This is a genomic window from Bradyrhizobium sp. 956_D2_N1_4 (assembly GCF_052076025.1).
GTDB classification, from domain to species: Bacteria; Pseudomonadota; Alphaproteobacteria; order Rhizobiales; family Xanthobacteraceae; genus Bradyrhizobium; species Bradyrhizobium barranii.
On the sequence record NZ_CP197237.1, the window covers coordinates 5,488,169 to 5,515,116 of the forward strand.

Sequence of the window (26,948 nt, forward strand, 5' to 3'; positions counted from 1 at the left end):
GCGTCTCAACGCAGCCGATCGTTCTCAGTCAATCGAATATTCGGCGCCCCTACGCTTTCGATCATGACGTTGATGCAAGCGGGTTTGCCGCTCTCAAGCGCGCGCTCGATTGCAGCGGCCAGGTCCTCCATTCGTTCCACGAATTCTCCATGACCACCTAGCGCTGCCACAACAAGGTCGTAGCGTGCGGGCGTCAGATCGCAACCATGCATTCGGTCAGCGCCGTAAGTTCTGAATTGAATCTGGCTCTCGGCATTCCAACACGCGTCATTGCCTACTATGGCAACAAACGGCAAACTCCGCCTGACTGCGGTCTCAAACTCTGCCAGATGGAAGCCGATCGTTCCGTCGCCGAGTACGACGAATATTGGCGCGTTCTGTTCAAAGTAGCGGGCCGATAGAGCCAGTGACAGCGAACTTCCGATCGACCCGGACACTCCATTAATCATTCTCTGGCGCAACGGCAGGATGCTCTGCGCCCACTGACCGATCTCGCCGCCGTCGCAGACGAGGACTGCATCATCGCAGCGTTCGACGTAAGGTCGCAACGTGCGTAAAAGCTCCGCCGGATGCAACCGGCCCGGCTTCGAGGAAACGACGGAAGCCCATTCAGCGGGCCGATTGTCGATCGCCGCGCGAGCTTCCCTGAGCCACTCCTTGCCGCGAGGCTCCGAGAATGCGGCCCGTGCGATAATCGTCCTTGCTGCGAGTTTGGCGTCCGCCACGCACCCGACGATGAGCCGATCGCCTGCTTCCTTCATGGCGCGCTCCGCCAGCGCCGCCTCGGGGTCGATGGCGATCAAGCGCACATCGCTCCGATAGTCGGGCGCGGCTGCCCAACGCGTAGTAAAGTCAAGCGCTTTACCCAGGAGCACCACCAGATCGACTTTGGTGATCAAGTCCTGAAAGGCGCCGAGACCGGCATCGGCAAGCCCTCGTGGACTTTCCAGTATGACGACTGGCGCATTTGTTGCCGCCTCCAGATCGGAAAGAAGAGCCCGACCGCCAGCGTTCGAGAGTTGAGGTGGCGCAAAGATGATCGGTCGTCTGGCCGAGTGGATGGCAGCGATCACGCTGTCGGCGATTGCCGGCGGAAGGTCTGGCGCCGCCACTTCTGCTTGCACTTGCGGCCATGAGATCGCGCTCGCGTCTATCACCTCATCAAGCAGGTCGGAAGGCACACTGATATGTACCGGGCCAGGCCGGCCCTCCCTTGCAATCCGTATCGCCCTTGCGATGTCCTGGCCGAGCGTAGCTGTGGACGTTGCGGTCCACGAGGCTTTGGTGACCGGCGCGGCCATTTCTGCCTGTCGAAGCTCCTGGAAGCCACCTCGCCCCAGTTCCCACGTGGCAGCGTGCCCTGAGAGCAGCACCATCGGCGACTCCGCCGCGCGCGTTGCGAAAAGAGCTCCTACAGCGTTCACATGTCCCGGGCCGCCGGTTACCATTGCGATGCCAGGAGTCCCGGTAAGGCGTCCCCATCCGTCAGCCATGTGGACTGCCGCCGCTTCATGTCTGACATGTACCAATTCGATGTCCGTCTCCAGAACCGCGTCGAAGACCGACATGATATGGTTGCCCGATAGGGTGAATATTCTTTTGCAACCCAAACGCTGCAGCGACTGTGCAACAACATCCGCGCCGCGTAACGTATTCTTCATGACGAGCTTCTCCCCTCGTTTAATCACCGGAAAGGACGCCGAGGTGATAATTTTTGGTGCAACGCGAGCAGCGCCACACGGTTTAGACGCTCGCTGGCTTACCCGACACGCTTTCGCTAGCTATCTCCCGTTTGCCTGGTGTCATCCTTCAGATCCCAAATGGTTAGCAGACGGTCCCGTCAGGCTTTTCACGAAAAGGCCTGAAGACCTGTGATAGCGCGCCCCAGAATGAGCGCATGCACGTCGTGGGTGCCTTCGTAGGTGTTCACCGTCTCCAGATTCTGGGCATGACGCATGACCTGGAATTCGCTGGAGATCCCGTTGCCACCGTGCATGTCGCGGGCAACGCGCGCAATGTCGAGTGCCTTGCCGCAATTGTTGCGTTTGACAATGGAGATCATCTCCGGGGCCATCTGGCCCGAATCCATCAGGCGCCCCACCTGCAAGGACGCCTGCAAACCTAACGCAATTTCAGTTTGCATATCGGCGAGTTTCTTCTGCACCAGTTGAGTGGCCGCGAGCGGCCGGCCGAACTGTTTGCGGTCAAGGACGTATTGCCTCGCACGATGAAAGCAGTCTTCCGCAGCCCCCATCGCACCCCACGAGATGCCGTAGCGCGCCCGGTTGAGACAGCCGAAAGGCCCCTTGAGACCGGAGACGTTGGGCAAAAGCGCGCATTCAGGAACCACCACGCCGTCCATGACGATCTCGCCTGTAATCGAGGCACGAAGCGAGAGCTTGCCCTTGATCTTCGGTGCTGAAAGGCCCGCCATCCCCTTCTCGAGGATAAACCCGCGAATCTGATTGTCGTGAGCCGCCGACTTCGCCCAGACGACGAAGACATCCGCGATGGGAGAGTTCGAGATCCACATTTTCGAGCCGATCAGCCGGTAGCCATCCGAGACTTTTTCGGCACGCGTCTTCATCCCGCCCGGATCGGATCCCGCGTCGGGCTCGGTCAGACCAAAGCATCCGACCCATTCACCCGTCGCGAGCCTCGGGAGATACTTGGTTCGTTGAAACTCGTTGCCATAGGCATAGATCGGATACATCACGAGCGACGACTGCACACTGTTCATCGAGCGATAGCCGGAATCGACACGCTCGATCTCGCGAGCCACCAGCCCGTAGGACACATATCCGGCATCGGCACAACAATACTCTTCCGGAAATGTGACACCGATTAACCCTAGCTCCCCCATCTCCCGGAATATCTCCCGATCAGTGTTCTCGTCCAGATAGGCCTCGGTTACACGAGGTAGCAGCTTTTCCTGCGCATACGCCCGCGCGGTGTCGCGGATCATTCGCTCGTCTTCAGTGAGCTGCCGCTCAAGCAGGAACGGGTCATCCCACTGAATGTGCGACCTGACCTCGAGCCCGGCACCAGCCTCAGACAACGAATGTCCCAGTCGCGAGGGTCGGTCCATTTTCTGCTTCTCTGCTATTGGCTAGATGCAATCCAGCTCGACATCGCTATGCGAACTGCCGATACCGTTCTCTGTAGGATGAACCGTAGGCCAGGCAGCACCGGCATTCCAAGACGATCAAAGACACATTTCAGACGTCTAACGACTTAGATTTCTGGCTTTTAGCAAGTCATCTTCATCGAGTTACCGCCCGTCCTGGACTAACGCGTCTCGGCCATAGCGCCGCGCGGACAAGCCTGACGAGGTCATGATTCTTGGCAACGCCATTCGCGTCTTCGCTCACGCCCCCAGGTGCCGTCGCTTGCCTCAACAATTGTGGCGCGGTGACCGGATTTGCGGGTTTGCATTCGACTTCCCTCTCGGAGGCAATTTCGGAGCGACCTGACACTCCGAGGTCCGTCAAAACAATGTCTCCGGAAATTCGATCACTTGATCCGGAGGCCATCTTCACTCAACGCTGGAGATTCTCATGGTTGATTTCGATACCGATTTGTTCGTCATTGGCGGTGGATCCGGCGGGGTACGCGCCGCCCGCGTCGCCGCCGGCTATGGTGCCAGGGTTATGATCGCCGAAGAGTACCGCATAGGCGGCACTTGTGTGATCCGCGGCTGCGTGCCGAAGAAGCTGTTCGTGATCGGCAGTCATGTCCTTGACGAGATCGAGGATGCCGCAGGTTTTGGCTGGACCATTCGTCAGGTCTCGTTCGACTGGACGACTCTGATCGCCAACAAGGACAAGGAGATCGCTCGCCTCGAGCTCGCCTACACCAACAATGTCGAGAAGTCCGGCGTCACGATCGTAAAGACCCGCGCGGTGCTAGAGGATTCACACACGGTCCGCCTCACCACCGGCAAGAAGGTCACCGCGAAGTACATCTTGATCGCGACTGGCGGCGCGCCCAATCATGGACCGGCCGTTCCCGGCATCGAGCACGTGATCTCGTCGAACGAGGCGTTTCACCTCAAGGAGTTGCCCAAGCGGATCGTGATTCAGGGCGGCGGCTACATCGCGCTGGAATTCGCCGGCATCTTCAATGGCTATGGCTCCGATGTGACCGTGATTTACCGCGGCGAGAACATCCTCCGCGGCTTCGACGAGGACGTGCGCAAGCATGTGCGCGCCGAGATGGAGAAGAAGGGCATCACCATCATCACCGGCTGCACGGTGGCGAAGGTCGACAAGCACGGCCGTGACCTCACCACGCATCTGTCTGATGGTTCGAGCATCGCCTCCGACCAGGTGCTGTTCGCGATCGGCCGGCATCCCAATGTCGCCCATCTTGGGCTCGAGGCCGCCGGCGTCGCCATCAATCCAGCCAATTGCGGAATCCAAGTCGATGACTGGTCGAAGACTTCGGTCGACAACATCTATGCGGTCGGCGATGTCACCCACCGCACCAATCTGACCCCGGTCGCGATCCGCGAGGGTCATGCCTTCGCCGATACCGTGTTCGGCAAGCGGCCCGTGCAGGTCGATCATGCGTCGATCCCGAGCGCAGTGTTCTCGCAGCCCGAGGTCGGCACCGTCGGCCTCACGGAGGAACAGGCACGGGCGCAGTTCGGCCGCGTCGACATCTACAAGACCGACTTTCGCCCGATCAAGGCGACGATGTCCGGCCGCGACACCCGCGTGCTGATGAAGCTCGTGGTCGACGGTGTGAGCGACCGCGTGCTCGGTTGTCACATCGTTGGTGACAACGCCGCCGAAATCATTCAGGGGATCGCAATTGCGGTGAAAATGAATGCGACCAAGGTTGATTTTGACGCCACCTTCGCCGTGCACCCCACGGCAGCGGAGGAGTTGGTCACGATACGTACACCGGTCGCGACCCACTGATCAGCATTCGGGCCGAACTCCGGAATAGGTGTCGTGCAGAAGAAGAGCCGAGGGCATTCCCTCAGCTCTTTGACCGCCCCTGGATGATGTCATGGCCTTATGGACGCGGTACTGTTGAAAAAAAGTCCCGCCTCTTCAGAGGCGGGACAGTCAGGGAGGAACACAGAGCCAGGGAGGAACACTGAGCTCGCCCGAAGGGCGACGGCCTCTATTGCGGCCTTCCCGGCGCCCACGTTGTCGAGGATAAAGCCAGCATTCCGATTATGAGTTGCTGAGCTGATCCACATTGCGCGCGGTTGAGCTGCGTTGCGTAAACGATGGCATCGACGTCAGAACGTGGCATCACTGTCACCCTGGCCGCATCAACAGTCCAATACGCGTTAACTCATGTTCGATAGGCTGGAAGACTGCCTGAGCCATCACCTGGACGTTCGGCACGGACAGGCATTCCGCGATGAGTTCAGCACACCCGAATGCGTTGGGACTTGCCAGGCGATTGAAGTGAAGTCCGAAGGCGCGCGGAGCAGTCGAACTGCCTGCCACGCTTCACGCCCATCCAGAGCCCCCACTCTGGCCGAAGACGATGTGCCGGCGAAAAGCGGGATAGCCGCGTACATGCGCAGGTAACCGTGCGTTCGACGAAGAATGGGAGGCTCGGACAGGTGTCGGGATGTGGCAGTCGACGAACCGTTATCCGCGACGAACTCGTAAGCAGAGCCGCAAGCGCCGAATGTCCAGTTAATCCCAGGGTCTGGACCAGTCTTGCAGTGCTGACACTTTCGCTGCGGTCAGCGCGTGACCGATGTAGCTGGTAAGGCGTAAGCGCGAATAAGCTCGTTCCTGCTTTGCGCTAACTCTACCGCCCTTCCCGCTTAACTCGGAAACCTGGCGAAACAATCGGATAGATGATGCGATCAATGGATGGCCAGTCCGGCCTGCCGCCGAACTTGGAATCGTTGAGTTCGCGTCGTCGGGTTGCGACACAACCAGAGAGCCGAGGCAATATCCATGCTGCCCGGGCAGCCCGATCCATGCGATGCCGCAATGAGACGTCCACAGCTCGAGCAAAACCCGTTCCACACCACGACTCTATAGAGAGCCCTGCCGCCGCACCACGGTCACGTGCCGTCCTCTGCATTGTAGCTGGCAAGTCCCTGCTACCGCTCCAGCACCCGTCCTCAACCAAATATGTAGTTGGGCAAGAACATCGTTAAGGACGGAAGGTAGGTGATAATCGCAAGAACAATCAACAAAAGGATCAGGAATGGCAATATTCCCCTGATCACCTCGCCGACCGGAGCGTTTGAGATCGTCGCCAGCACAAATAGATTAAGTCCGACCGGAGGATGAATCAGTCCGATCTCCATATTGTGGGTAAAAATGATCGCAAAATGGATCGGGTCCACACCCAACGGCTTCAGCACGGGAGCCAGTATTGGCAGAATGAGCAAGAGCGTCGCCATCACCTCGAGAAAGCATCCAAGCACGAGCAGCAGGAGGTTTATGACCAGTAGAAACTCCCAGGTCGACAATCCTTTGGAAAGGGTGAAGGTAACCAACCGGTCAGGCAGGCCCGATTCCGCTACCCAATGACCGAAAGCCAACGCACTGGCGACGATCAACATGATCGCAGCTGCACTACGCATCGCCTCCGCGACCACTGAAAGAGTCTGATCCCAACGAAACCCCCGATAGTAGAGGAGCGAAACGGCCATGGCCGTCACCGCGGACAAGGCGGCTGCTTCCGTAACTGTCACGAGGCCACCATAGATGCCCACCACGACGATCGCCGGCATCGTCAGTGCGGGAACGGCGTGAAGGGTCATTCGGACCCGGTCCCGAAAGGGTATGGCCGGCTCTGTTGGAAAATTGCGACGCCTGGCGTCATACATGACCCAGAGAATAAAGGCCGCAGCCTGCAGCAGGCCCGGCAAAATTCCCGCCACGAACAGCCGAGGTACGGATTGGTCTGCGACGATCCCGTAAAGAATCAGCGCGAGGCTTGGCGGTACCACAATTCCGATTGTCCCCGAGGCGCCGATTACGCCCAGAGCAAACGACCGCGGATAACCGCGCTCGATCATCGCGGGTAGCAGGATCGTTCCCATAGCCAGCGCCGTTGCGACGCTCGATCCGCAGATAGCGGCAAAGAGCGTGCACGAAACGACCGTAACGATTCCGAGTGACCCCCGAAATCCCCCCAACCACGCCACCGCAAGGTTGACCAACGCCTGCGCGACACCTCCCACCCGCATGAATGTCGCGGCCATCACGAACAATGGGAGCGACATCAAGGTTGGCGAGTTCAGATGATCCACGATCAGCTGCGCCGTTCCGATCAGCGGCTGAGACGAAATCGCGAATAGAGCAGCCGCGCAGATGCCGAGGACCAGAAAGATCGGAAGACCAGACGCGAGCAGGCCGAAAAACGTGACGAAGAATACAGCGACGGGCATCAGGTTCGAACCGCTTGGATTTCGCCGTCGCCGGCAAGCAGAGTGGATTCATGCTGGGGGATATGTCCAGCGCTCAGGAGCGAGCTCTCGTAGAAGAACAGGAAAGTGACCAGCCGCACCAGATATCTGACCGTCATCAGCACGCCCGCGGTGGGCAGAGCTGCATAGTAAACCCACATGGGGAATTGCAGCACGCTCGAGCTGCGTTCGTCGAGCAGCAGGGATGTCTCCACCACCTGCCATCCAAACCAGGAGAGACCGATCAGGAATAACAGCGCGACGACACAGTTAAATATCTCGAGCACGCGTTGCTGCCCCTGCGAAAGCAGACGCAACACGAGATCTGATCTCACATGCGCGTTGCGCCGGACCAGCTGGCTCGAGGTAATCATGACCGCCCACACGAGGAGATATACGATCGCCTCCTCGGCGTAGGACATGGCGTGGTGCGGAGTGACGTAACGACCGATCACCTGGACGACGCAGAACGCCAGAGCGGCCAGTCCCAGCACCCCGACAACCACCTGCTCCAGCCAGCTGCACCATTTTTCGACGCGAGCCAACGCACCCCAATCACGACTACTTTTCATTGATTTCGGCCATAACGAGTTGGAGAACTTCCGGCGAAATCTTCAATGCGGCGGCTACTTCGCTGTGATGCTCCATCATCTTCGCACGCACGGCATCGTTGTCCGCTGTGGACGGCGTAACAATGGAAACGCCGTTCTTGACAAGCGTTTCGTGGGCCGCAGCCTGGGCTTCGGCCATATCGGTACGATATTGCCCTATCTTTTCCGCCCACACGGTCTTGAATAGTTCTCTATCCGCAGCCGAGAGTTTATCGACAAAGGCGTTGCTCACGATGGGAACGTAAACGCCGAGGAACTGATGGTCCTCGAGCGCAAAGCGGATCCCGGCATCCCACAGCTTCATGCTGGCGACAGTCTCGTTCGTTGTCGCAATACCGTCGAAAGTTCCCTGAGACAACGCGAGCGGCACGTTCGGGAGCGGCGTCGTATTCGGAATTGCCCCAACGAACCGGGCACGCCAGGCCTGACCCACGCCGCCGGAGTTACGGATCTTGGCACCATTCAACGATGCGAGAGAGCTCAGCGGGCGCCGCGTCGTGTACCAGTTAAAGAATCCAAGATCCAACCATTGGCCTACGACCTCCGACCTGAGTTTCTTTCCGATCTGCCGATTGAGATTCTCTCCGGCCTTACCGTCGACGAGACGATGTATCGCGCCGATGTCGCGCCCATAGAGCGAGGGGAGGTTCAGGAAATCTGCATCCGAAAGAACCGAGGTCAAGATCCATGTGCCTGGAACGGCCATCTCGACTTGCCCTTGTACCAATGCCTTGGCAACATCTGCATCGGAGAACAGCTGGCCACTGTGAAATACCTCGCCTTTAATCCGCCCTTCTGAGCGCATCTCGAGAGACTGAAAGAAGTCGGTGATCGCCCTCGTCCTCGCGTGGTGCAACGGCGAGTCGAGAGAGCATCTCAGCCGTTGAGCATCGGACCCTCGTGCAGATTGGACAAACGGGGATGAAATTGCGGCCGCAGCTATCCCGACCGCGAAACCTCTTCGCGTGATCACTTATGTTTCCTCTTGCGTCTTTGGTTACGTTTTTATTCGTCGTTTGAGCGGCGCTAGACGACCCGCCAAGGCCCTGCGGCGCACCTGTCCGTCATCTAGCCGCCTCTTTATCGAGCATGGGCTTCCAGCGCTGGATCTCCGCTGTAAGCTTCGCCTTGAGGGCATCCGGTGAAGCGTTCTCCGCAAGAACCGGGAGCGCGCTGAGCTGGCGAAATCGCTCGACAACAGTACTGGCGAGGAGAGCAGTCTTTAGCGCCGATGTGAGCCTTTGTGTCACCTCGGGTGGCGTTCCCCTGGGAGCGTAGATTCCATGCCATACCGTCAGTTCCATCTTGGCGAGGCCTGCTTCGGTGACGGTCGGAACGTTGGACAAGGCGGGTATCCGACGTGAGGTGGTCACTGCATAAGCTTTGATCTCTCCCGACTGAATCTGATTGGTCGTATTGGTCGTTTGATCGCACATGAAATCGACTTGTCCACCGAGCAGGTCGATCATTGCGGGTCCGGTCCCCTTATAAGGAATGGTGATCGGCCGGGCTCCCGTTTCAGATGCAAACAGGACGCCGCAGATATGCGATGCCGTTCCGGCTCCCGCATGCGCGTACGTAATCTTTTCCCCTTGCTCGGCAGTGTAGTCAATCAACTCCTTCAGCGAGTTCGGAGGAAACGACCGTCGGGCCACAATCGTCATCGGCACATCTGCAACCAGTCCAACGAATTCGAAAGATGCAAGTGGATCGATGGATCCGGGATAGAGGGTCGGCGCGGTTGCCATTCCGATATGATTGAGAAGCAGCGTGTATCCGCCCGAGTCGGATCTTGCCGCCCTCGTCGTCCCGATAGTGCCTCCTGCCCCAGCGACGTTCTCGACGATTACTCGTTGTCCCAGATCGCGGCCCATCGCGTCGGCGACAACTCGCGCAACGGTGTCCGTTGGTCCCCCTGCCGCATAAGGGACTATCATTGTAATCGGGCGGCTCGGATATGATTGCGCAGCGGCCGCCTCCACGACGAGGCACAATGATACGAGCGCCGAGGGCATTATCCTCAATATCCCGCTCCAATATCCCTGTTGCTGACATCGCGTCGACGGCATAGATCCACCTGGGGCGAGAACCCGCCGAGCTGCCTTTGAGAAGCAATTTTCCGGGTCCGATATCGATCTCGCCATGCGCTTCCCCTTTCGACTTTTGTTCTCAACTTCTTCGGCGTTGTCGATCCTGAACTAGACGATCCCCGCCCTGGTTAATCCTGCAAGTTGCTCCCTCGACAACTTAAGGAGCCCTTCGTAGATTTCGGCGTTGTGCTCGCGCGGCACCGGCACGCGCGGGTCGTGCGTAGCATCCGCTTCGCTGAATTTCAGGGGGAACCCCGCGGCGAGCGGGCCTTCGGCTCCCGGCACATGTGGATTGCGAACCGGCTTCAGCATGCCTCGCACCCGCAACTGATCCCAGGCGACTACATCCTCAATGGTCCTGATCGGACCGCATGTAATGTCTGCCTCGTCCAGGAGCCTGATGATCTCGTCAACTGGAAGACATGCCGCCCAATGTCCTACGACCGCATCAACCCGCGCGTTATTCTCGATACGCCAACCTGGATCCATGAATTCGGGCACACCAAGAAGGTCCTCGCGCTGCATGGTCTTCAACAGCCTGGTCCAGTCGGCGCCTGTTCCGGCGCCGATGGCTATCGCCCCGTCCGCCGCTCGATACGTGTTGAACGGCGAGAACCTTGCGATGCGGTTGCCCTGGCGATGGGCGAGCCCGAGATCGCCATAACAGTCGAAGGGCTCGTCGAAAATGAGGGAAAGCAGGCAGTCCGCCATCGACACATCGATGAATTGCCCCAGACCCGTTTCGTGCCTTTGGTAGAGGGCACCAAGAATGCCGGCTAGAGCGAATGTTCCCGCAATGCCGTCGGACAAGGATGCACCGGTCTTGCTCGGCTGTCCGGCAGGATCGCCCGTGATGCTCATCATGCCGGTTGCAGCCTGCACCATCAAATCGAACGCCTTGCGGTGGCGCTCAGGCCCGGTGGATCCATAACCAGTGATCGAGCAGTAGATCAGCCGAGGATTGGTGGCGCGAAGCGTCTCGTACTCAATGTTAAGCCGCGCTGTGACCCCGACCTTGAAATTCTCCACGAGTACGTCGGCTTCTCGAACGAGCTTAAGGAAGACCTCGCGGCCCTCGGCACTTTTGAGGTCCAGACTTATCGACTTCTTCCCTCGCGCTCTCTTCAGATAGGCGATTCCGAGATCCTCCGATGACCGACGGTCGAGCGCGACCCCGTGAGGTCCGAAATATGGAGGCGCCGTGAAGGTCGGGTCCCCTCCCCGCGGCTCGTCAATCTTGATGACCTCCGCGCCCATTCCGGCCAGGAACAGGGTAGCTTGCGGCCCGGACAAGAACCGGCTGAGATCGAGGACGCGAACGCCGCGAAGAATGGGCGGCTTCTTTCCTTCGGCAACGCTCGACGCGTTGGAAAGCCTTTCTTCGGAGACCACTGCTCACCCCTCAAACACAACGCGGTCACTTTCGCGAGAGGGTCCTCAAGCGTCCAATACCAATTAGCTCACGTTCGATATGTACAACGAATGCTGTATCCTCCTTTGGGATACTGATTTTTCTGATACGTTGTTCGGATGAACATCGAATTGAGGCACTTACGCTATTTTGTCGCGGTTGCCGAAGACCTTCATTTCGGTAAAGCAGCAAACCGTCTCGGTATCTCGCAGCCCCCGCTGAGCCAGCAGATTCTGGCGCTGGAGCGGGAGATAGGCGCCCGCCTTTTCGAGCGATCGAACAGACGCGTAGAACTGACGAATGCCGGCAAGCTCTTCCTGAAAGAAGCCCATGAAGTCCTCGAACGCGTGGAGAACGCGGCGGTGCGCGCCGAGCGGATCCATCGCGGTCAGCTGGGCGAGGTCAAGATCGGCTTTTTCGGATCTGCACCGTTCGTCGAAGGGTTTCAGAAGCTCATTTTCGACTTCCGAACGAAGCACGCTGACGTCGACCTCGTCCTTCAGGAGATGCCAACTTATCAGCAGGTGGACGCAATTCTTGATGGTCGCCTCGACCTCGGCTTTGTCCGGCCACTGCAGCCCAGGCCAGCCTCGATCCAGTCGATCGAGATTGCACGCGAACGACTGATGGCCGTCATGCGACTGGACCATCCGTTGGCCTCAAGGCAGGACGACCTGTCCGTGGCCGACCTGGCGCCAGAGCCGATGGTGCTTTACGCTAAATCAATCGGCAGCGGGCTCTATCAAAAGATAGTCGACTTATGCAGGGACGCCGGCTTCACTCCAAACGTAGTGCAGGAGGCAAATGCAACGCCGACGATGATGGGCCTGGTCGCGGCGGGAATGGGTATTTCGGTCTTGCCCGAATCCCTCAGGCGACTTTCACTGGACGGCCTCAAGTTTTTACCGCTCCGGGATCCCAAGGCTCAGACCGCGGTCTGGCTCGCCAAACGCTGGGACGACCGGTCTTCTCTCGTTCGGCACCTGTTCCAGCAAGCTTCACGGCTGAGGCCAAAGACATCGGCCCCCGCGTCGGGTGGCGACGCCACGGAAGCCATCGGAAAGGTCCGGCGTACACGCAGGCCTCGTTAGCCGAGCGCTTTATCCCTGACAAAGATCTTCTTGTCATGCAGGTCGGCAATCTCGTCGTCCGACAGGCCATATTCCCGAAGCACGTCGGCGTTGTGCTCGCCAAGCCGCGCCGCCGCGAGACGCGATGGGGGTTGCCAGCCCGAAAAACGGACAGGCATTCCAGGTATTTTGAACTCGCCCAACAGGGGGTCAATTGCCGTTCGCACTGTCTTCCGTGACTTCAGATGATCGAGCTCGATCACGTCATTCAGATCCAGCACCGGCGCGACAGGGATCCGGCGCTTTTCCAACCTCTTAAGACATTCGTCGCGTGGACCGACCGACGCAAGCCAGCCTTCAAGAATATCCTTTAGTTGATCATTGTTCTTTCGCCTGGCACTCGCGCTCGCAAAGCGGGGATCGTCCAGCAGCTCGGGCAATTCAAGAGCCTGAACCAGCTGCGGCCACTGATGCGCCAGAGACATCAAGGTTATGTACTTGCCGTCTCCACATCTGAAGATGCCCGTGGGACCGCCGTCCGGATGCTGTGATCCCGTGCGCCGCTGAACATATTCATTGCCTAGTTTCGACACTCTTGGAATGCTTGCTTCATGCATGTGGAAGTAGGTGTCCAGCAGGGAGCTCTCGACATGCTGCCCCTCGCCGGTCCGCTCGCGGTGGAACAGCGCCGTGACAATTGCCAACGCAGCCGACATTCCCGTTGACACATCCCCAATAGCCATGGTGACCAGGGCCGGACTGCCATCGGCCTCGCCGATCATCCCCGTGACCCCGGCGTATGCCTGTCCGATGTAGTCATATCCGGGCTTCTCGCTCAATTCGCCAGTCTGACCAGCGAAAGAAATGGAGCACATTACCAAACCAGGGTTCAGCCTCTTGAGCTCCTCATATGACAACCCTGCGCGGGCCATCACACCTGGGCTGAAGTTCTCAACGAGAACATCAGCCTTTGAGATCATGCCCTTCAAAATCTCCCGTGCGCGCTCGTTCTTGAAATCCAGCGCGATTCCGCGCTTGGAATGGTTATGCTGAAAAAAGTACGTGCTGTAAGGAGCTGCGTTCTCGGGCGCCTCCTTTGGCTTCACACCCTGGACACGCGATCGATCGCCGTAGGGCGCAAGTTCCACCTTGATGACGTCCGCCCCCAGCTCCGCAAGGACGCGCGATGCAGTCGGGCCGGCGACGAACTGCGTGATGTCAATGACCTTGAGGCCCGAAAGCATTGGCAAGGCACCGCTCGTGGTCATTTCTAGCGCTCCCGTTCGCAGCATGTGAATGCCTAGGCATAGGTCGCGACCGCAGCCTGGTCCAATACGGACGGCAACTTGATCAAGACGACTTGCGACCTGTCGGACCGCACGTCGCCAAGTTGTTTCACGACTGAATTATGTCGTTCATCGTCTTGGACTGTGACAATCCTGGTGCCTAACGTGCCGGCAGAACACGAATGGAGGAGCCTGGATTGATCAAGCTCTATTTCTGGCCGACCCCAAACGGGTACAAGATCTCGATTCTGCTCGAAGAGCTCGGACTTCCCTATGAAGTTGAAGCCGTGCATATCGGCAAGGGGGAGCAGTTCAACGCGGAATTCCTGAAGATCAGCCCGAACAACAAGATTCCGGCGATCGTCGACCCAAGCGGCCCGGACGGAACACCATACGCGCTGTTCGAGTCTGCCGCGATCATGATGTATCTGGCTGAAAAAAGCGGCTTCCGCTTTATGCCGGCCAACATGAAGGAACGTTACGAGGTGCTGCAGTGGCTCTCATTCCAGGCCGCGAGTATGGCACCGATGCTTGGCCAGGCGCACCACTTCAGAGAGTACGCGAAGGAAAAAATTCCCTACGCCGTAGATCGCTTTACCTCTGAAGCGGCGCGGCTGTACCGCGTTCTGGAACGGCGACTCTCAGAAAGCGAGTACCTCGCCGGCGAATACTCCTTAGCCGATATGGCGACTTATCCATGGCTGCGATCCCACAAGTTTCAGGGGCAGGAGCTCGAGAGCTATCCCTCGGTACAGCGGTGGTACAGCGCAGTCCGGGCGCGACCTGCTGTGCAACGCGGTCTGGCGGTACTGAAGGAACGGTTTGAAAAGAACAAGAAGCCGCCGACAGGAGCTGCGTGGGACAATCTCTTTGGAAACAAACAGTTCGCCGGGTCTGAGATCTCCTCAGACGATAAAGCGATAAGATAAGCAAGCGGAGACACCCTCGTGGGAAAGATCATTGAATTCTATTGGGACCTCGGTAGCACCAACAGCTATTTTGCCCTCCATCTGATCAAGCCTGTCGCGAAGAAGCACGATGCAACGGTGGTACCCCACCCCTTTAATCTCGGATACGTCTTTCGAAAACAGAATTACGTCCTGATGGAGGAACCAAAAGTCAAGCTGCGCTCACGCAAAATCGATCTGATGAGGTGGGCCAGGCGCTACAATCTGCCTTTCCAAATGCCTACGAAATTCCCGATGAAGACGAGTCCGGCTTTGCGAGGTGCGCTTGCGATGCGCCGCCTGGGCAAGGAATGGGAATTCATGGAGAAGATCTTTGCGGCCTATTGGGAGCGAAACGACGCGTCCGTCGGGGAGCTTGCCGGGCTCACGCCGATCGCTGTCGAGCTGGGCGTAGATCCGGCTGAATTTGAGCGATTGGTCGAGAGCGATGAGATCAAGGACGAACTAATCGCAGAAACCGACCGGGGACTTGAACGCGGCGTGTTTGGCGTGCCGACCTTCTTTGTCGGAGAGCAAATGTTCTGGGGTAAGGATCGCATGGAGTTCATTGACGACGAGCTAACCTCGCCCACGCCTCCTCGCGCTCGACGATCAACATCCCAAGCGGCGGTGTGATCCAATACGCTCCAATGAACGACCATCGTCGCGTCCAGACAGTTCCTGTGGGACGATCCTCTTCTGCGCGGCCGAGCCGGGACAACTTGGAGAGTTTGGCGATAGCCTGCTGCAGGCCGAGATGCCCTTCCCGAAGTCGGTTCGCCTTCTGGGCGTGTCGCTGTCATCGCTGCAAACGCTGGTGAACGACGATGTCGAGCCTCAGCTCGATCCCCATCTGGCGCTGCCTATGGATGCGGCCTGTGGCTCAGTGGCCGAAACGGCTCCGAAAGCTTTGCCTGACTGGACGTGCGGCGGCGCGGCCTATCCAACATCCAGATCGTGGATGATTGGTTTCAGACCGTCGGGAGCGATTTCGAGGCGCGCAAGCGTGATCGGTAGCTTGAAGCGTCGGCGCCCAGCACTGCCGGGATTCAGGTAGAGCAAGCCGTCTACGGTATTGATCTTCGGCACGTGGGAGTGGCCCGAAACAATGACATCGATGCCCTGAGCTACGGGATCGACCTGCAAGGTGTTGAGGTCGTGCAGAACGTAGAACAGCCGTCCGGCGAGCCGCACGAACTCGGTTTCGGCAAATTCGGTGGCCCACTCGCCCGTATCCACGTTTCCTCTGATCGCCGTGACGGGGGCAATTCTCCGCAGCGCGGTGATGATCTCGGGATCACCGATGTCGCCGCCGTGAATGATGTGGTCGACATGGGCCAGCATGCGAAGAGCCTCCGGCCTGAGCAGGCCGTGCGTATCCGAGATGATGCCGATGGTGAAGGTCATCGAACCGTCCGGTTGAAGCACTTTATCGCGCGTTGGGCCGCGGCTTCCTGATGCACCGCGGTGCCCCGGACATCAACCGCCTAAGCCGACTTCCGCCGCTGGCCCGTCACGGGTTTCTTCGCCGCTGCTTCCTTCACCGGCTTCTTGCCTTGGATCGTCATCAGCATCTCTGTCTGGCCCGCCGCCGCCTTGCGCGGCTTCTTGGCGGGCTTTGCTGCCTTCGCCGGCGCAGCCTCCCGACCGACGCTCTGCCGCAGCGCCTCCATCAGATCGACCACGTTTTCGCCTTTGGGCCGTTCCTTCGGGCGGCTGGTCTTGCCTGCGCGCTTCTGGTTGATCAGGTCGACCAGCGCGGTCTCGTAGTGATCTTCGAATTTCCCTGGGTCGAACGTGCCGGTCTTCTGGTTGACGATGTGCCTTGCGAGATCGAGCATGTCCTTGGTGACTTTGACGTCCTGGATCTCGTCGAAATACTCCTGCTCATTGCGCACCTCATATGGATAGCGGAGCAGCGTGCCAACGAGCCCCTTATCCATAGGTTCGAGGGCGATGATGTGCTCGCGGTTTGTCAGCACGACTCGGCCGATCGCGACTTTGTCCATTTCGCGGATGGTCTCGCGGATCACTGCGAAGGCGTCGTGGCCGATCTTGCCATCCGGCGTCAGATAGTAGGGTCGGATCAAGTAGCGCGGGTCGATATCGGACCTGTCGACGAACTCATCGATTTCGATGGTCCGGGTCGACTCCAACGCCAGTTCATCGAGTTCCTCCTTGGTGACCTCGATGTACTGTCCCTTGTCGAGTTCGTAGCCCTTGACGATGTCCTCGTTCGCGACCTCGTCACCGGTATCGGCGTCGACCTTCAAGTATTTGATCCGGTGACCGGTCGCTCGATTGAGCTGATTGAAGGAGATCTTCTCGGATTCAGATGTCGCCGGGTAGAGAGCCACCGGACAGGTGACAAGCGACAGACGCAAGAAGCCTTTCCAGTTGGCGCGCGGGGCCATGGTACGCAGAACTCCAGTTCGGGACGGCTCGGATTCAAGACGAACGGGAGGGCATGGTTCCGACAGCGTGGACGGGCTCCCACGAGGATATTTTTCCCGCCGGCTATCGACTCTTTTGTTCCTGTTATGTTCTATTGAGGCCGCGAGCTGGCGCATGCCGAACCCGAAGGAGATGGATAAGATGGCCGCTCTTGTCGGGAGAAACGTGCCTCGGGAGCCCGGATTGGCTCCGGAAGCTGATCTGCCGCCGGAATACTGGCAGGCGCTTCTGGACGACCCTCGGGTAGAGAGCAGGTCTGGCCCCTCCGAAGGGGCGCTGCGACTGAGCCAGATTCCTCAACATATTCTGAGGGTGGGGTGCCGGCGCTGCGGCAGGGTCGTCGAGATTCAGAAGGTCGATGCCGTCCGCCTTTATGGTCGTGAGGCACTCTGGAAGGGTGTCGGGCGGCGGCTCTTGGACAATACCTGCACGCAGCGGACCGGGCGCCACGAGGAAGACGGCTGCTGGCCTTCGTTCGAGTAGTCGCCGGGGCGCGGCGGGGAACATGCTGCCATGGCACCGAAGCATCACCCGACGCCCCTCAGCGGCGGCGACCGCAAGGCGCTCACCAAGGAATTGGGAAGGGCGCGCACGATGACGACGATTCTCGCGGGCCAGTCTGCCGAAGCCCGCGCCAAGGGCGAGGCCCTCATCCGACAGGCCGACAAGCTGCTCTGCGAATCGTGGAACGAAAGGATGTGGGCTGACGGCGGGTCGATCGACCCATCGCCGACCGTCGATCAGGCCATCAACGGCGGTTACGCCTGGCTCGAGATCGAGTGCCCGCGGTGCAAGTCTCGACGAGGCGTCGATCTGGCGGCACTGCGCCATCCGCCCACCACGCTGGTCCACGACCTCGCCAGCCGTCTCCGCTGCAGCAAATGTGCTAAGGCCGGCCGACGGCCCTCCGCCACGCTTCTGCAACTGACGCCGCGCGCCCGCCAAGCCGCTTCGGAGACTTGACCTTTGTGCAATCTCTATTCGATGACCAAGAACGTAGATGCGATCCGCCGGTTGTTCGGGGCGCTGAACAGCCGCGTCGGAAACCTGCCGACGATGCCGGGCATCTTCCCGGACTACCCAGCGCCGATCGTCCGCAATGCCCCGGACGGACGCGAGATCGTGATGGCGCGATGGGGAATGCCTTCGTCCTCGAAGGCTCTTATGGAGGCGACAAAGAAACGTGCCCAGAAACTCGAGGCCAAGGGCAAAACGGTGGACTTCAAGGAGTTGCTCCGCATGGAGCCGGACAGCGGCACGACCAACATTCGCAACACAAATAGCGGCCACTGGAAGCGCTGGCTCGGGCCGGACAATCGCTGTCTGGTGCCGTTCACCAGCTTCAGCGAGTTCAACAAAGCCGAAGGCGGCGACATCTGGTTCGCGCTCGACGAAACCCGCCCGCTCGCCTGCTTCGCCGGCATCTGGGCAAACTGGACCTCGGTGCGAAAGGTCAAGGAAGGCGAGACAACCAACGACCTCTATGGATTTCTCACCACCGAGCCAAACGCCGAGGTATACGCCGCCCACCCGAAAGCGATGCCCGTTGTTTTGACCACGCCGGGCGAAGTTGAGACTTGGATGAAGGCGCCTTGGGATGAAGCCAAAGAACTTCAGCGTCCGCTTGCAGACGGCGCGTTGCGAATCGTGGCACGTGGCGTGAAAGAAGATTTGGCCGCAATATAAAACTCGTCGGGGAACGTCCCAACGCCGGACCCAAGGCCGCCGCGCGGAAGCTCCTCGAGCTCGCCGCCATAAGCTAACCTCTCGCCGGGAAACGGACCGCGCATGGGAGGGTCCGCGCAGGTCCAGAGAGGCATGGCAGAGATCCAGAAATGAGCGCGAGGCATTAGCGAGGTGACGTCGTTGCACTCTAATCGCCAAGGTCGGCGGAACTAACATGATGGGCACAGGTTATTTTCCAGTCCGCTCCGGCCATCGGCGGGCCATGTCCGCTTGCGCGAGACTCTATTCGATCGGCAGCTTCACGCTCGGCCTCTCTATGATATCGCGCTCCCCTTCCCGCATCTGGCCCCTCTACGCCGTCAACTTTTTCATGGCCGACATGCAGTCGGGCATCGGGCCGTTCGTGGGCGTATTCCTGCAGGAGCGTGGTTGGGCCACCGGATTGATCGGCACCGCGATGACGATCGGCAATGTCGCGGGCATGCTGGTAACGACACCGATCGGCGGCTTCATCGATTCTAGCCGCAACAAGCGGCTGTGGGTCGTCATCCCCGGCATCTGTGTCGTTCTGGCATCCGCAATCATCCTGATCTCACAGAATTTCTGGGCGGTGACGTTCTCGCAGGTTGCGCAATCGCTGGCGAGTGCCGCGATTGTGCCGGCAGTAACCGGCATCACGCTCGGCATCGCTAATCAAAAAGGCTTTAATGCGCTGAACGGACGCAACCAGGCATTCAACCATGCCGGCAACATGGTCGGCGCGGCGCTGTCGGGCTATCTCGGTTACAAATTCGGCTACGTGACCGTGTTCGTACTCGCCGCGATTTTTGGCGCCATCGCGGTGGCTTGCGTATTGATGATCCCGGCCAAGGCGATCGACGATCGCGCCGCGCGCGGCGGCAAGGAGGACGATCCGGATAGCCCGCCGAGTGGTCTGTCCATCCTGTTCAAGCACAAGCCGCTGCTCGTGCTTGCGCTGGCGCTCGCAATCTTCCATCTCGGCAACGCCGCGATCGTCCCGCTCTATGGCCTTGCGGCCGTCGCAGAAGCACAGGCCGACGGTCCGAGCTTCGTAGCAATCACGGTGGTGATCGCGCAGGGCGTGATGATCGCGACATCGCTAGTCGGCATGCAAGTCGCGGGCAAGCGCAACTACTGGCCAGTGCTGCTGGTCTCTTTCACGATGCTGCCTGTTCGCGGCGTGCTCGCTTTCTTCGTCATGGGATGGTGGGGTGTTGTACCAATGCAGGTGCTCGACGGCATCGGGACCGGACTGCAGACTGTCGCTGTCCCGGGCATGGTCGCGCGCTCGCTCAACGGCAGCGGCCGCATCAATCTCGGCCAGGGAGCCGTGATCACCGTGCAGGGGATCGGCGCAAGCCTCAGTCCCGCACTCGGCGGCTGGATCGCGCAATGGATCGGCTACGGCCCGACCTTCCTGCTGCTCGGCTGCTTTGGGCTGGTGTCAATCGCGCTGTGGCTGGTGTTTAGCCCGGCCGTCAAGAATTATTAGGGATTGTCATGACGAGGAGCGCGCGACGAAGCAGTCCAGACTGCCTATGCGAAGGGCTTCAGAGCAAGTCGTGCCTGCGCATTAAATAGGTTTCCAGGTGTGACCTAGCTGACATTGCGCTGCGACCGAGCTGCGGTAGGTTGTTGATCACCGGGGATGGCTGCATATTTCACTTAGATCATTTCACCCGAATTTTTTCGAGAATGAGGTCGCAGCAGTCCCCCTGGTGCGGCCTTCGTTCTAGCACCCCAGCCGCCACACTATTTTCCTTTTTTTTCGGAATCAAAATGGTGTCGTTGCTTCATTTTTGAGGACCGCATTCATGACAAAGGAAAATTGCTTAGTCGTTCACGCGGCTGGAAAACGGTTGGATTTGCTGCGCGGAGAGGCTGCTCGCATTGCGAAGGGCAGCAAATTGGGGTGGTGGACCGATCGCGCAGACATCGGCACTCGCTTCTGCTTTGAGGATGCAAAGGCGAAGGAAGCCTTTGCGTTGATCTGCGACAATTTCGGCATTCGGTGCCAGGACAGCTAGCTTAAAAGATGCCTGCGTCGGCCCTACTTCAACGTAATGCTATCGACCCGCTGGCATGGTAGACACAAGTAAGTGTGTACAGCGGGCAGGCTAGCAATCTTCGGAAGTGTAGCGAGATACACCATCGGTCGCCTACATTCTTGGCAGATGAGGATAGGCGGATTGACCTTGTTGCGGCGGCCAGTCATTTCCAGACTCGCTCAGAGCGCGGCAACATAGTTTTGGGTGACGCCAAGCACACCCCCGTTGAAATACCGAAGCCTATCGAAATTCGGTAGCTTTCAGCGTAAGGCCCTTCGCGCAAGACGGAGGACATTCACGAGACGTAAAGCACGAGCGCTAGCATCGCCGCGGCGTTGTTCACAAGCGGACCATGCGTGGGAATGGATGCCGCCTACCCTCGCTGAGCGTCGGTTGGATTCGCCTCCGTTCCGAAGCTCAAGCGGGCTCGGCTCATCACCCTTCCCAAGCTGAGGTCGCTTGCTCCTTCCGAATTGCGACGCCAAAACTTCGATGAGAGTCGATCCACGCGAGAACTTTAGCGCTAGTGCGGCTTTGCCGGCTGCTGGTTCTCGGGCCGGACCGTCTTGTTGCTGTCCGGCATTTTGTCTCGACCCTGATCTCCATTGTCGTCTTTGCCACCAGAAGTGGACGTACCACTTCCGCTACTCGAACCAGGCGACATGCCGGTGGTGCCACGCGGGTCTCTGCTCGGCGCCGTCGAGCTGGCTGCCGGATCACCATTGACCGCCCCACGTCCGCTTGGTGAGCCGGCGGGCTGCGCCGACGCAGCAGCAATAGAGACAACCAAACCGGTTGCTAATAGTAGGATTAGTTTCACGGCAAACTCCCAGGTTGTCGCGCTTAACCCGCAGGAAGTCCGATCCGTTCCAAATACCCTGCAAGCTGAAGAGGGATCAATGACGTCTTCGTCCACGACGCCGCAGAAACGGTTCGAGGAGAATAACCCCGAGGGGTGGCATTTGAGTACGACGTGATACCGCTGCCGGCGTCGTTCGTTCTCGCAGACGCAAAAACTCCAAGCGCTTACGCACCGGAGGCGGTTTTTCTAATCAACGAATTGGTCCTTGCAATGGTAGATCTAAGAGCACTCTCATGAACACCGCGATGGAGAGCCTTCTCCCGTCGTCGAGAGTCCGAGAGCATCCAAGCGCACTCGACCTTTGGCTATCTCAGGCCAGTTGAGTTCGGGCGCACGGTGGGAATTGGCTTAACCGGGTATCCGTCAACCGGAAGCAGCACATTGCTGGGTCTCCAGTACGGCGCGGTGAGGAGCAGCAAAAAAGTCGCTCGTGCAGCCATATACTGTGCCGCTGGTCGGCTGCGCTCAGTACCCTGCAGGACGATTTTACCCGCTTCGCCAGAAACACACCAACGCCAGCCGCGCCCGCGCCGTGTGATCGAACTATCAAAGACAGGAAAATCCACATCGCTCATGAGACGCATACTCCAAAAACGACCACCTAAAATAGCCACATTACTCAAGAATTTTAAATGGGCTAACTTCTTTGGTGGCAACGGAGTTCCTCCTCGCCATGCGATTGCTTGAAGCTTAAATTATTTTTCCTGCGTCTCGTAGTCCTTCGTTCAATTGCTGGTCTATCGGAAGACCTAAATCGGCTCTCTGGAAAGCCCGCAAGTCATGTCATCCGCTTCGACTAACAAGATTGCGCTTTTCATCGATGGGGCCAATCTCTACGCGACGGCGAAAACTCTGGGCTTCGACATCGATTACAAACGCCTGCTGGAGGAATTTCAGAGCCGCGGGAAACTGTTTCGGTCATTCTACTACACCGCAGTCATCGAGGATCAGGAGTTTTCCTCGATGCGTCCCCTGCTCGATTGGTTGGACTACAACGGGTTCACGGTCGTCACCAAGGCGACTAAAGAGTTTGTCGATGCATCCGGCCGCCGCAAGATCAAGGGCAACATGGATATCGAGCTCACGGTGGACGCCATGGAGCTCGCCGAACACATCGACCAGATGGTGCTGTTCTCGGGCGATGGCGACTTCCGCTCTCTGGTCGAAGCCGTGCAGCGCCGCGGCGTGCGAGTCACGGTGATTTCCACTATCGCCAGCCAGCCGCCGATGATCGCCGACGAGCTGCGCCGCCAGGCCGACGTCTTTACCGATCTCGTCGAGCTGCAGTCGAAGCTTGGCCGCGTCCCATCCGAGCGCCCTGCCCCACGTGATCGCGAACCGCGTGGACGGATGCCGAAACTCTTACAAGAGCCGAAAGGAAACGACCCTCCTGGCTAGTAAGGGTCGCCCGCATCGATGAATTTGCGGCAGAACCACTTCAACAGAACAGCATCACCGACATCCAAGCAGTCAGCGACGCGCATAAACCAATTCCGAGATACGGCAATGCCAGGCGCATCGGCTTCCCCTCCGAGACGCAAAATATGCTGCCAGCGTCGCATGCCTGCCGGCGACCGACGACGAATCTGCGGTTGCACCGAACGGCGCGGAACAACTAGCACCATAGGCCAATTGAGAACCTGCCAAGCATCGCCGCCGATGCTGGCGGAGCGGCCCCGATCTACTTGCCCCCGAGCCCGGGCCGTCTCTCCGACCTTGAGAAGCGGCATGTGAGGATTTTATGCCAAGGTATTACTTTCATGTTCATCATGGTCAAACTGAACTAGACCGCGAGGGTGAAGAGTTGCCGGACAAGCATGCGGCTTGGCGAGAGGCAACGGTGACAGCGGGACAGATTTTACAAGGCCTCGATGGTTCGTTGCGCCCGCATGAGGACTGGCGCATGCAGGTCGTCGACGAGTTTCAGAACCCGCTTTACACTCTGCGCATTAGTGCCGAAAAGCCGAAGTAGTAGCAGAAGCGCTTAGGCCTTGGGTGCAAAGCCAGCCTAGCCAGACTTGTTCTTTCAGTTTGGAACCATCAGCCTGCTTTGTGTCTTACCGTGCACTGGAGGACGTGATGGCAGTCAACAAACCGATCGGCGACAATGGTCGCAAGGGCGCGGAGAAGAAGCGCACACAGCTCAAGAACCCGCTCACGAAGACCTCGACCAAGCGCAACAAGAAGGGCGGGCAGTTCATGGCCGTCAAGAAGAGCGCTGTGAAGTATAAGGGCGTTCGGAAAGAGAAGTGACGGTCATGTAGCGGCGATCATCCTCACGGCGCTCATTGCGTTTTCGGTGTGGGTGATTGCGCTATGACTTGAGAGGTGTCGGGTACATCAATCTCATTAGATCGCCCTGACACTCACACGGCATCCCCGCACACTGGCAGCCGAACTCATCCGACCACGCCATCTCGGCTGATATCGCAGACTTAACCGAGCGTCACGATCTGCGCAATCCGCTCGCCTCGATCAGCGCCGGCGTGCAAGCTCGTCGAGCTCGCAGCCAACGTCGAGGCCGTCCAGGACGGCCACATCTATATCGAGAGGATCAACGCGCCCTTCTTGTTCAAGCTGAAGGGCAGTGGAAGCGGGTTCGGCGCCGGGTTCAAATTCGCGATCGAGCGCGGCTGGCTGTCGAAGCACGAGAGCGGCACTTACGTGAAGTTGACGCCGCCCGGTGAATATCTGCTGACTGGCAAATTGCACACCGGCTAGGGCGTGTACTCATAAAAGGCACCGAAGTCGGCTTTTGGAATTTTAGCAGAATTCTCCTCAACCAGAGTATTGCCGGTTTTGACCCAACCCGAACATATCTTACACCGGGGACAAGTAGCCCTTTTGGGTGTCCAGTAAGACCGCCTCGCCGGACCGATTAAGCTTCGACCGCCTTAGTTGAATGTTTGCAGCCTCAATTTGAGCGATCCGTCGGCTTGGCGTTCGAAGACGTGCGTCGCTAAACCACTGAAGGGAGACGGCTTGCCCTCCTTGTCTTTACCCGTGGCGCTCCACTTGGCTGTGCCGAAGACAACCTTGTCGTCTCCGCCGGCGTCGATCATCTCCAACTTGTGATCCGTCACACCGCTCGCGAAGAGTCCGGCAAAGAACTTCTCGATCTCGGCCGGACCCGACGCGACCTGATGTGTGGGTGGCATCAATTTTGCCGTCGCGGCATAGGAGGCGCCGATGGCTTTCTCGTCGTGCTTATTGAATGCGGCATCCCAAGCGGCGTAAGCCTTCTCCACGTCCCCCTTGGCGTCCGCGGCCAACGAAATTCCCGGCGCGCCGAGCAGACAAATGACTAGTGCTGATGTTGGAGCCAACTTCATAGGATACTCCCTCTGTAGGATAACGCCTTTCCCGATTGATTAGATCATCACTACGATCGTCGGCCGCGGCTGCAATCCGCCAGCTTGACGACACCGTCGCCGGTCGCACTGTGGCCGGCCATTGGTTCATTACGGAAGAGGTGCAGGCGATGGTAACTTCAACGGCGCCGTTCACCTCGGGAGTCCATATCGCGCGTCATGACACCGCTAATGCAGCCGGTCGCACCCGCGCGAACTTCAACCGCCACGACCAGTTTTGCGCAGGCACATGCACCATGGCTGGTTGCCGGAAGACTCCATCCAATAGTTCGCGGAAGAGCAATTCCGGGCAATTACCGTCAACCACGTTGACAAATGGGAGAGAGCGACCGCGCACATATTGCCTAGACCGGAAATCACTGCGCTGGTCCCGGTGTAATTCGCCTTTTTGGCCCTTAGCGGACCTTCGTGAAATGTCGGCTTGTGCGCCGCTGTTGGCGAATATGCGGACATCGCGGATTTATGAGTACACGCCCTAAAAAGAGGCCGCCAACTGAGGCGGCCTTTACTTTGCATCGATTGAGATATTTGCGGGCGGCCGCCTCTTGAGGCGCCAGTACCCGACCAAGGCGCGCCACTCGAGCAGGATGACGATGGTGGCAATCAGCGCACTACCAAGCCCTGCCATTATCAAAATCATTTGGAGCATCGAATCATCGCGGCCGTGTCGATGTTCCTAAGTATCAAAGTGAACAACTGTTCCGAAGTTTTATTTGGTCGGCTCTAGCCTAGAAGCTGCCAAAAGGCGGCTTCAAAACTCCAGAATCAACCAAATGATAAGGCCAGCGTTGACGCTGCCTACGGTGACTATGCCCGCCTGAATAAGCCGCTCGGTCATGCTGATCCTCGCGATCTTGAGACGGGACCATGCGCTTAACCGGAACGAGCGTCTATGCAGATTGGGCCAGTTTAAGTTCCGTCACGGACCTTGCGTTCGAGCATGGCCGCCTCGACCTGATCGGCAAGAACCGTGAGATGGTTGGCCAGCCTCTCGAACAAGTCGCGCTTGGCTTTGTCAGTGGCAAGATCGCTAATGAGCTTGCACTCGGCCGCGTCGGTCCGCAGCTTTTCTAATTGCGCTTGATAGTCCCGCATGGCACGCCCCGCCGCGCGTACTTTCCCTTCGGCTGATTTTACCACAGCATTAGGCGCCCTGTCAGCGCCCACTTGCCGGCTGCAACCCGGGGCACCTGAGCTATTCGCAGATATTCGAGCCATCGGAGAGGTCGCCAACTGAGGCGGCCTCAATGCAGCTTCTGGCGAAATTTACAGATGAGCTCGCGCAGCCCCTCAATGTCCTCGCCGATCATCTTGCGCAGCTCCTTTAGCCACTCCTGCTCCTTTTGAGCAGTAAGCTTCTTGGGTAGCTCCTTCTCGCTCATGTCGAGAGCAATCAGGTTGGCGGCTGCAGCCCGGGCGATCTCAACCACTCGCTCATATGCGAGCCGGTCTCTGCTTGGCGGGCTTTGCGTAGGAGGGTTTCGCGCTCAGAACCGTGCGGGAGCTTCTTAGCTTGCTCTCTTAGGCGTTCGGCTTCCTGGGCAAGGCGCTCTTCGAGGGATTGGGTTTGCTTGAACCGGCGACGGTGCTTCATGACTGGCCTCGTGCATACGGGTCCTAACCGTAGGGTTTGCACCCACAATTTTAGCCACTTCCGCCCAGGGCCGTCATTAAGAAAAGCTTGAAAAGCTC

Annotated in this window: 28 protein-coding genes and 1 pseudogene; 14 read left to right on the top strand and 15 right to left on the bottom strand. The window is 58.7% G+C overall.

Translation table 11 applies throughout. The annotated features are described in order from the left end of the window. Positions 1-5 precede the first annotated feature (5 nt). Together AB7535_RS25960 and AB7535_RS25965 are read right to left on the bottom strand one after the other, a co-directional pair. Positions 6-1,661 (bottom strand): thiamine pyrophosphate-binding protein, encoded by a 1,656-nt coding sequence (locus AB7535_RS25960; RefSeq protein ID WP_439037135.1) that lies wholly within the window; start codon positions 1,659-1,661, stop codon positions 6-8. A gap of 188 nt (positions 1,662-1,849) precedes the next feature. Further along, positions 1,850-3,088: an acyl-CoA dehydrogenase gene (locus AB7535_RS25965; RefSeq protein ID WP_354119693.1), complete on the bottom strand. Its 1,239-nt coding sequence runs from the start codon at positions 3,086-3,088 to the stop codon at positions 1,850-1,852. A 469-nt stretch (positions 3,089-3,557) separates the two neighbouring features. On the opposite strand from AB7535_RS25965, the gene gor reads away from it, so the two are divergent. Then, entirely contained in the window at positions 3,558-4,925 is a 1,368-nt protein-coding gene (gene gor / locus AB7535_RS25970) for a glutathione-disulfide reductase (RefSeq protein ID WP_439037136.1), read from the top strand. A gap of 1,178 nt (positions 4,926-6,103) precedes the next feature. Here gor and AB7535_RS25975 read toward each other — a convergent pair. From AB7535_RS25975 to AB7535_RS25995, 5 genes are all read right to left on the bottom strand, one after another. Then, complete coding sequence (locus AB7535_RS25975; protein ID WP_439037137.1) at positions 6,104-7,381, bottom strand: TRAP transporter large permease; 1,278 nt, start codon at positions 7,379-7,381, stop codon at positions 6,104-6,106. Further along, entirely contained in the window at positions 7,381-7,971 is a 591-nt protein-coding gene (locus tag AB7535_RS25980; RefSeq protein ID WP_441279801.1) for a TRAP transporter small permease, read from the bottom strand. The genes AB7535_RS25975 and AB7535_RS25980 overlap by 1 nt, the downstream gene beginning before the upstream one ends. Beyond that, complete coding sequence (gene dctP, locus AB7535_RS25985; RefSeq protein WP_441279802.1) at positions 7,961-8,983, bottom strand: TRAP transporter substrate-binding protein DctP; 1,023 nt, start codon at positions 8,981-8,983, stop codon at positions 7,961-7,963. Before dctP ends, AB7535_RS25980 begins: the two co-directional genes overlap by 11 nt. 91 nt (positions 8,984-9,074) lie before the next feature. Continuing rightward, positions 9,075-10,025, bottom strand: a complete 951-nt coding sequence (locus tag AB7535_RS25990; protein WP_439037140.1) for a tripartite tricarboxylate transporter substrate-binding protein — start codon at positions 10,023-10,025, stop codon at positions 9,075-9,077. Between the two features lie 183 nt (positions 10,026-10,208). Beyond that, positions 10,209-11,492 (bottom strand): CaiB/BaiF CoA transferase family protein, encoded by a 1,284-nt coding sequence (locus tag AB7535_RS25995; RefSeq protein WP_439037141.1) that lies wholly within the window; start codon positions 11,490-11,492, stop codon positions 10,209-10,211. Between the two features lie 138 nt (positions 11,493-11,630). Here AB7535_RS25995 and AB7535_RS26000 point away from each other — a divergent pair, with 138 nt between their 5' ends. Next, positions 11,631-12,602, top strand: coding sequence for a LysR substrate-binding domain-containing protein (locus AB7535_RS26000; protein WP_283017357.1), 972 nt, complete (start codon positions 11,631-11,633; stop codon positions 12,600-12,602). Here AB7535_RS26000 and AB7535_RS26005 read toward each other — a convergent pair. After that, on the bottom strand, positions 12,599-13,849 hold the full coding sequence (locus tag AB7535_RS26005; RefSeq protein WP_439037142.1) for a CaiB/BaiF CoA transferase family protein: 1,251 nt from the start codon (positions 13,847-13,849) through the stop codon (positions 12,599-12,601). The two genes, AB7535_RS26000 and AB7535_RS26005, sit on opposite strands and share 4 nt — an antisense overlap. A 215-nt stretch (positions 13,850-14,064) precedes the next feature. Here AB7535_RS26005 and AB7535_RS26010 point away from each other — a divergent pair, with 215 nt between their 5' ends. The 3 genes and pseudogenes from AB7535_RS26010 to AB7535_RS26020 all read left to right on the top strand — a co-directional run. Further along, on the top strand, positions 14,065-14,796 hold the full coding sequence (locus AB7535_RS26010; protein WP_439037143.1) for a glutathione S-transferase family protein: 732 nt from the start codon (positions 14,065-14,067) through the stop codon (positions 14,794-14,796). An 18-nt stretch (positions 14,797-14,814) separates the two neighbouring features. Further along, positions 14,815-15,450, top strand: coding sequence for a 2-hydroxychromene-2-carboxylate isomerase (locus AB7535_RS26015; protein WP_283017360.1), 636 nt, complete (start codon positions 14,815-14,817; stop codon positions 15,448-15,450). 77 nt (positions 15,451-15,527) lie between these two features. Then, positions 15,528-15,658, top strand: a pseudogene (locus AB7535_RS26020) (DNA polymerase IV); the annotation flags it as partial. Between the two features lie 95 nt (positions 15,659-15,753). Here AB7535_RS26020 and AB7535_RS26025 read toward each other — a convergent pair. Together AB7535_RS26025 and AB7535_RS26030 are read right to left on the bottom strand one after the other, a co-directional pair. Then, positions 15,754-16,221: a metallophosphoesterase family protein gene (locus AB7535_RS26025; protein ID WP_439037144.1), complete on the bottom strand. Its 468-nt coding sequence runs from the start codon at positions 16,219-16,221 to the stop codon at positions 15,754-15,756. 80 nt (positions 16,222-16,301) lie between these two features. Further along, positions 16,302-17,228 carry a non-homologous end joining protein Ku gene (locus tag AB7535_RS26030; protein ID WP_439037369.1) on the bottom strand — a complete coding sequence of 309 codons (927 nt, stop codon included), beginning with the start codon at positions 17,226-17,228 and terminating at the stop codon, positions 16,302-16,304. Positions 17,229-17,382: 154 nt separating this feature from the next. Between AB7535_RS26030 and AB7535_RS26035 the strand changes: the two genes are divergently transcribed. The 5 genes from AB7535_RS26035 (at position 17,383) to AB7535_RS26055 (ending at position 21,002) form a co-directional block, all read left to right on the top strand. Further along, a complete protein-coding gene (locus tag AB7535_RS26035; RefSeq protein ID WP_439037145.1) occupies positions 17,383-17,751 on the top strand; it encodes a hypothetical protein in 369 nt (122 codons plus the stop codon). A gap of 30 nt (positions 17,752-17,781) precedes the next feature. Then, positions 17,782-18,231, top strand: a complete 450-nt coding sequence (locus AB7535_RS26040) for a hypothetical protein (RefSeq protein ID WP_439037146.1) — start codon at positions 17,782-17,784, stop codon at positions 18,229-18,231. Between the two features lie 3 nt (positions 18,232-18,234). After that, a complete protein-coding gene (locus AB7535_RS26045) occupies positions 18,235-18,954 on the top strand; it encodes an SOS response-associated peptidase (RefSeq protein WP_439037147.1) in 720 nt (239 codons plus the stop codon). Between the two features lie 316 nt (positions 18,955-19,270). Further along, positions 19,271-20,467, top strand: coding sequence for an MFS transporter (locus AB7535_RS26050; protein WP_439037370.1), 1,197 nt, complete (start codon positions 19,271-19,273; stop codon positions 20,465-20,467). A 322-nt stretch (positions 20,468-20,789) separates the two neighbouring features. Continuing rightward, positions 20,790-21,002: a hypothetical protein gene (locus AB7535_RS26055; RefSeq protein WP_439037148.1), complete on the top strand. Its 213-nt coding sequence runs from the start codon at positions 20,790-20,792 to the stop codon at positions 21,000-21,002. 1,188 nt (positions 21,003-22,190) lie between these two features. Here AB7535_RS26055 and AB7535_RS26060 read toward each other — a convergent pair. Continuing rightward, positions 22,191-22,541, bottom strand: coding sequence for a hypothetical protein (locus AB7535_RS26060; protein ID WP_439037149.1), 351 nt, complete (start codon positions 22,539-22,541; stop codon positions 22,191-22,193). Between the two features lie 124 nt (positions 22,542-22,665). Here AB7535_RS26060 and AB7535_RS26065 point away from each other — a divergent pair, with 124 nt between their 5' ends. The 4 genes from AB7535_RS26065 (at position 22,666) to AB7535_RS26080 (ending at position 24,606) form a co-directional block, all read left to right on the top strand. Next, the gene (locus AB7535_RS26065; RefSeq protein WP_439037150.1) at positions 22,666-23,283 is read left to right on the top strand and encodes a LabA-like NYN domain-containing protein; all 618 of its coding nucleotides are present in this window, start codon (positions 22,666-22,668) and stop codon (positions 23,281-23,283) included. 343 nt (positions 23,284-23,626) lie between these two features. Continuing rightward, positions 23,627-23,857, top strand: coding sequence for a DUF6894 family protein (locus AB7535_RS26070; protein ID WP_439037151.1), 231 nt, complete (start codon positions 23,627-23,629; stop codon positions 23,855-23,857). A 107-nt stretch (positions 23,858-23,964) separates the two neighbouring features. Further along, positions 23,965-24,138: a hypothetical protein gene (locus AB7535_RS26075; RefSeq protein WP_439037152.1), complete on the top strand. Its 174-nt coding sequence runs from the start codon at positions 23,965-23,967 to the stop codon at positions 24,136-24,138. Between the two features lie 315 nt (positions 24,139-24,453). Beyond that, positions 24,454-24,606 carry a hypothetical protein gene (locus tag AB7535_RS26080; RefSeq protein WP_439035415.1) on the top strand — a complete coding sequence of 51 codons (153 nt, stop codon included), beginning with the start codon at positions 24,454-24,456 and terminating at the stop codon, positions 24,604-24,606. Positions 24,607-24,779: 173 nt separating this feature from the next. Here the strand turns inward: AB7535_RS26080 and AB7535_RS26085 are convergent, their stop codons facing one another. The 4 genes from AB7535_RS26085 to AB7535_RS26100 form a co-directional block, all read right to left on the bottom strand. Next, positions 24,780-25,217: a YybH family protein gene (locus AB7535_RS26085; protein ID WP_439035417.1), complete on the bottom strand. Its 438-nt coding sequence runs from the start codon at positions 25,215-25,217 to the stop codon at positions 24,780-24,782. A 948-nt stretch (positions 25,218-26,165) separates the two neighbouring features. Further along, the gene (locus AB7535_RS26090) at positions 26,166-26,351 is read right to left on the bottom strand and encodes a hypothetical protein (protein WP_038934634.1); all 186 of its coding nucleotides are present in this window, start codon (positions 26,349-26,351) and stop codon (positions 26,166-26,168) included. Between the two features lie 149 nt (positions 26,352-26,500). Then, on the bottom strand, positions 26,501-26,686 hold the full coding sequence (locus AB7535_RS26095) for a hypothetical protein (RefSeq protein WP_354112659.1): 186 nt from the start codon (positions 26,684-26,686) through the stop codon (positions 26,501-26,503). Then, positions 26,650-26,850, bottom strand: a complete 201-nt coding sequence (locus AB7535_RS26100) for a hypothetical protein (protein ID WP_354112643.1) — start codon at positions 26,848-26,850, stop codon at positions 26,650-26,652. The genes AB7535_RS26095 and AB7535_RS26100 overlap by 37 nt, the downstream gene beginning before the upstream one ends. Positions 26,851-26,948: the final 98 nt, after the last annotated feature.

Coding starts and splice junctions, on each gene's coding strand:
- AB7535_RS25960 (WP_439037135.1), bottom strand. CDS start 1,661: ATGAAGAATACGTTACGCGGCGCGGATGTTGTTGCACAGTCGCTGCAG.
- AB7535_RS25965 (WP_354119693.1), bottom strand. CDS start 3,088: ATGGACCGACCCTCGCGACTGGGACATTCGTTGTCTGAGGCTGGTGCC.
- gor (WP_439037136.1), top strand. CDS start 3,558: ATGGTTGATTTCGATACCGATTTGTTCGTCATTGGCGGTGGATCCGGC.
- AB7535_RS25975 (WP_439037137.1), bottom strand. CDS start 7,381: ATGCCCGTCGCTGTATTCTTCGTCACGTTTTTCGGCCTGCTCGCGTCT.
- AB7535_RS25980 (WP_441279801.1), bottom strand. CDS start 7,971: ATGAAAAGTAGTCGTGATTGGGGTGCGTTGGCTCGCGTCGAAAAATGG.
- AB7535_RS25990 (WP_439037140.1), bottom strand. CDS start 10,025: ATGCCCTCGGCGCTCGTATCATTGTGCCTCGTCGTGGAGGCGGCCGCT.
- AB7535_RS26000 (WP_283017357.1), top strand. CDS start 11,631: ATGAACATCGAATTGAGGCACTTACGCTATTTTGTCGCGGTTGCCGAA.
- AB7535_RS26005 (WP_439037142.1), bottom strand. CDS start 13,849: ATGACCACGAGCGGTGCCTTGCCAATGCTTTCGGGCCTCAAGGTCATT.
- AB7535_RS26025 (WP_439037144.1), bottom strand. CDS start 16,221: ATGACCTTCACCATCGGCATCATCTCGGATACGCACGGCCTGCTCAGG.
- AB7535_RS26030 (WP_439037369.1), bottom strand. CDS start 17,228: ATGGCCCCGCGCGCCAACTGGAAAGGCTTCTTGCGTCTGTCGCTTGTC.
- AB7535_RS26035 (WP_439037145.1), top strand. CDS start 17,383: ATGCCGAACCCGAAGGAGATGGATAAGATGGCCGCTCTTGTCGGGAGA.
- AB7535_RS26040 (WP_439037146.1), top strand. CDS start 17,782: ATGGCACCGAAGCATCACCCGACGCCCCTCAGCGGCGGCGACCGCAAG.
- AB7535_RS26050 (WP_439037370.1), top strand. CDS start 19,271: ATGATATCGCGCTCCCCTTCCCGCATCTGGCCCCTCTACGCCGTCAAC.
- AB7535_RS26055 (WP_439037148.1), top strand. CDS start 20,790: ATGACAAAGGAAAATTGCTTAGTCGTTCACGCGGCTGGAAAACGGTTG.
- AB7535_RS26065 (WP_439037150.1), top strand. CDS start 22,666: ATGTCATCCGCTTCGACTAACAAGATTGCGCTTTTCATCGATGGGGCC.
- AB7535_RS26070 (WP_439037151.1), top strand. CDS start 23,627: ATGCCAAGGTATTACTTTCATGTTCATCATGGTCAAACTGAACTAGAC.
- AB7535_RS26075 (WP_439037152.1), top strand. CDS start 23,965: ATGGCAGTCAACAAACCGATCGGCGACAATGGTCGCAAGGGCGCGGAG.
- AB7535_RS26085 (WP_439035417.1), bottom strand. CDS start 25,217: ATGAAGTTGGCTCCAACATCAGCACTAGTCATTTGTCTGCTCGGCGCG.
- AB7535_RS26090 (WP_038934634.1), bottom strand. CDS start 26,351: ATGCGGGACTATCAAGCGCAATTAGAAAAGCTGCGGACCGACGCGGCC.
- AB7535_RS26100 (WP_354112643.1), bottom strand. CDS start 26,850: ATGAAGCACCGTCGCCGGTTCAAGCAAACCCAATCCCTCGAAGAGCGC.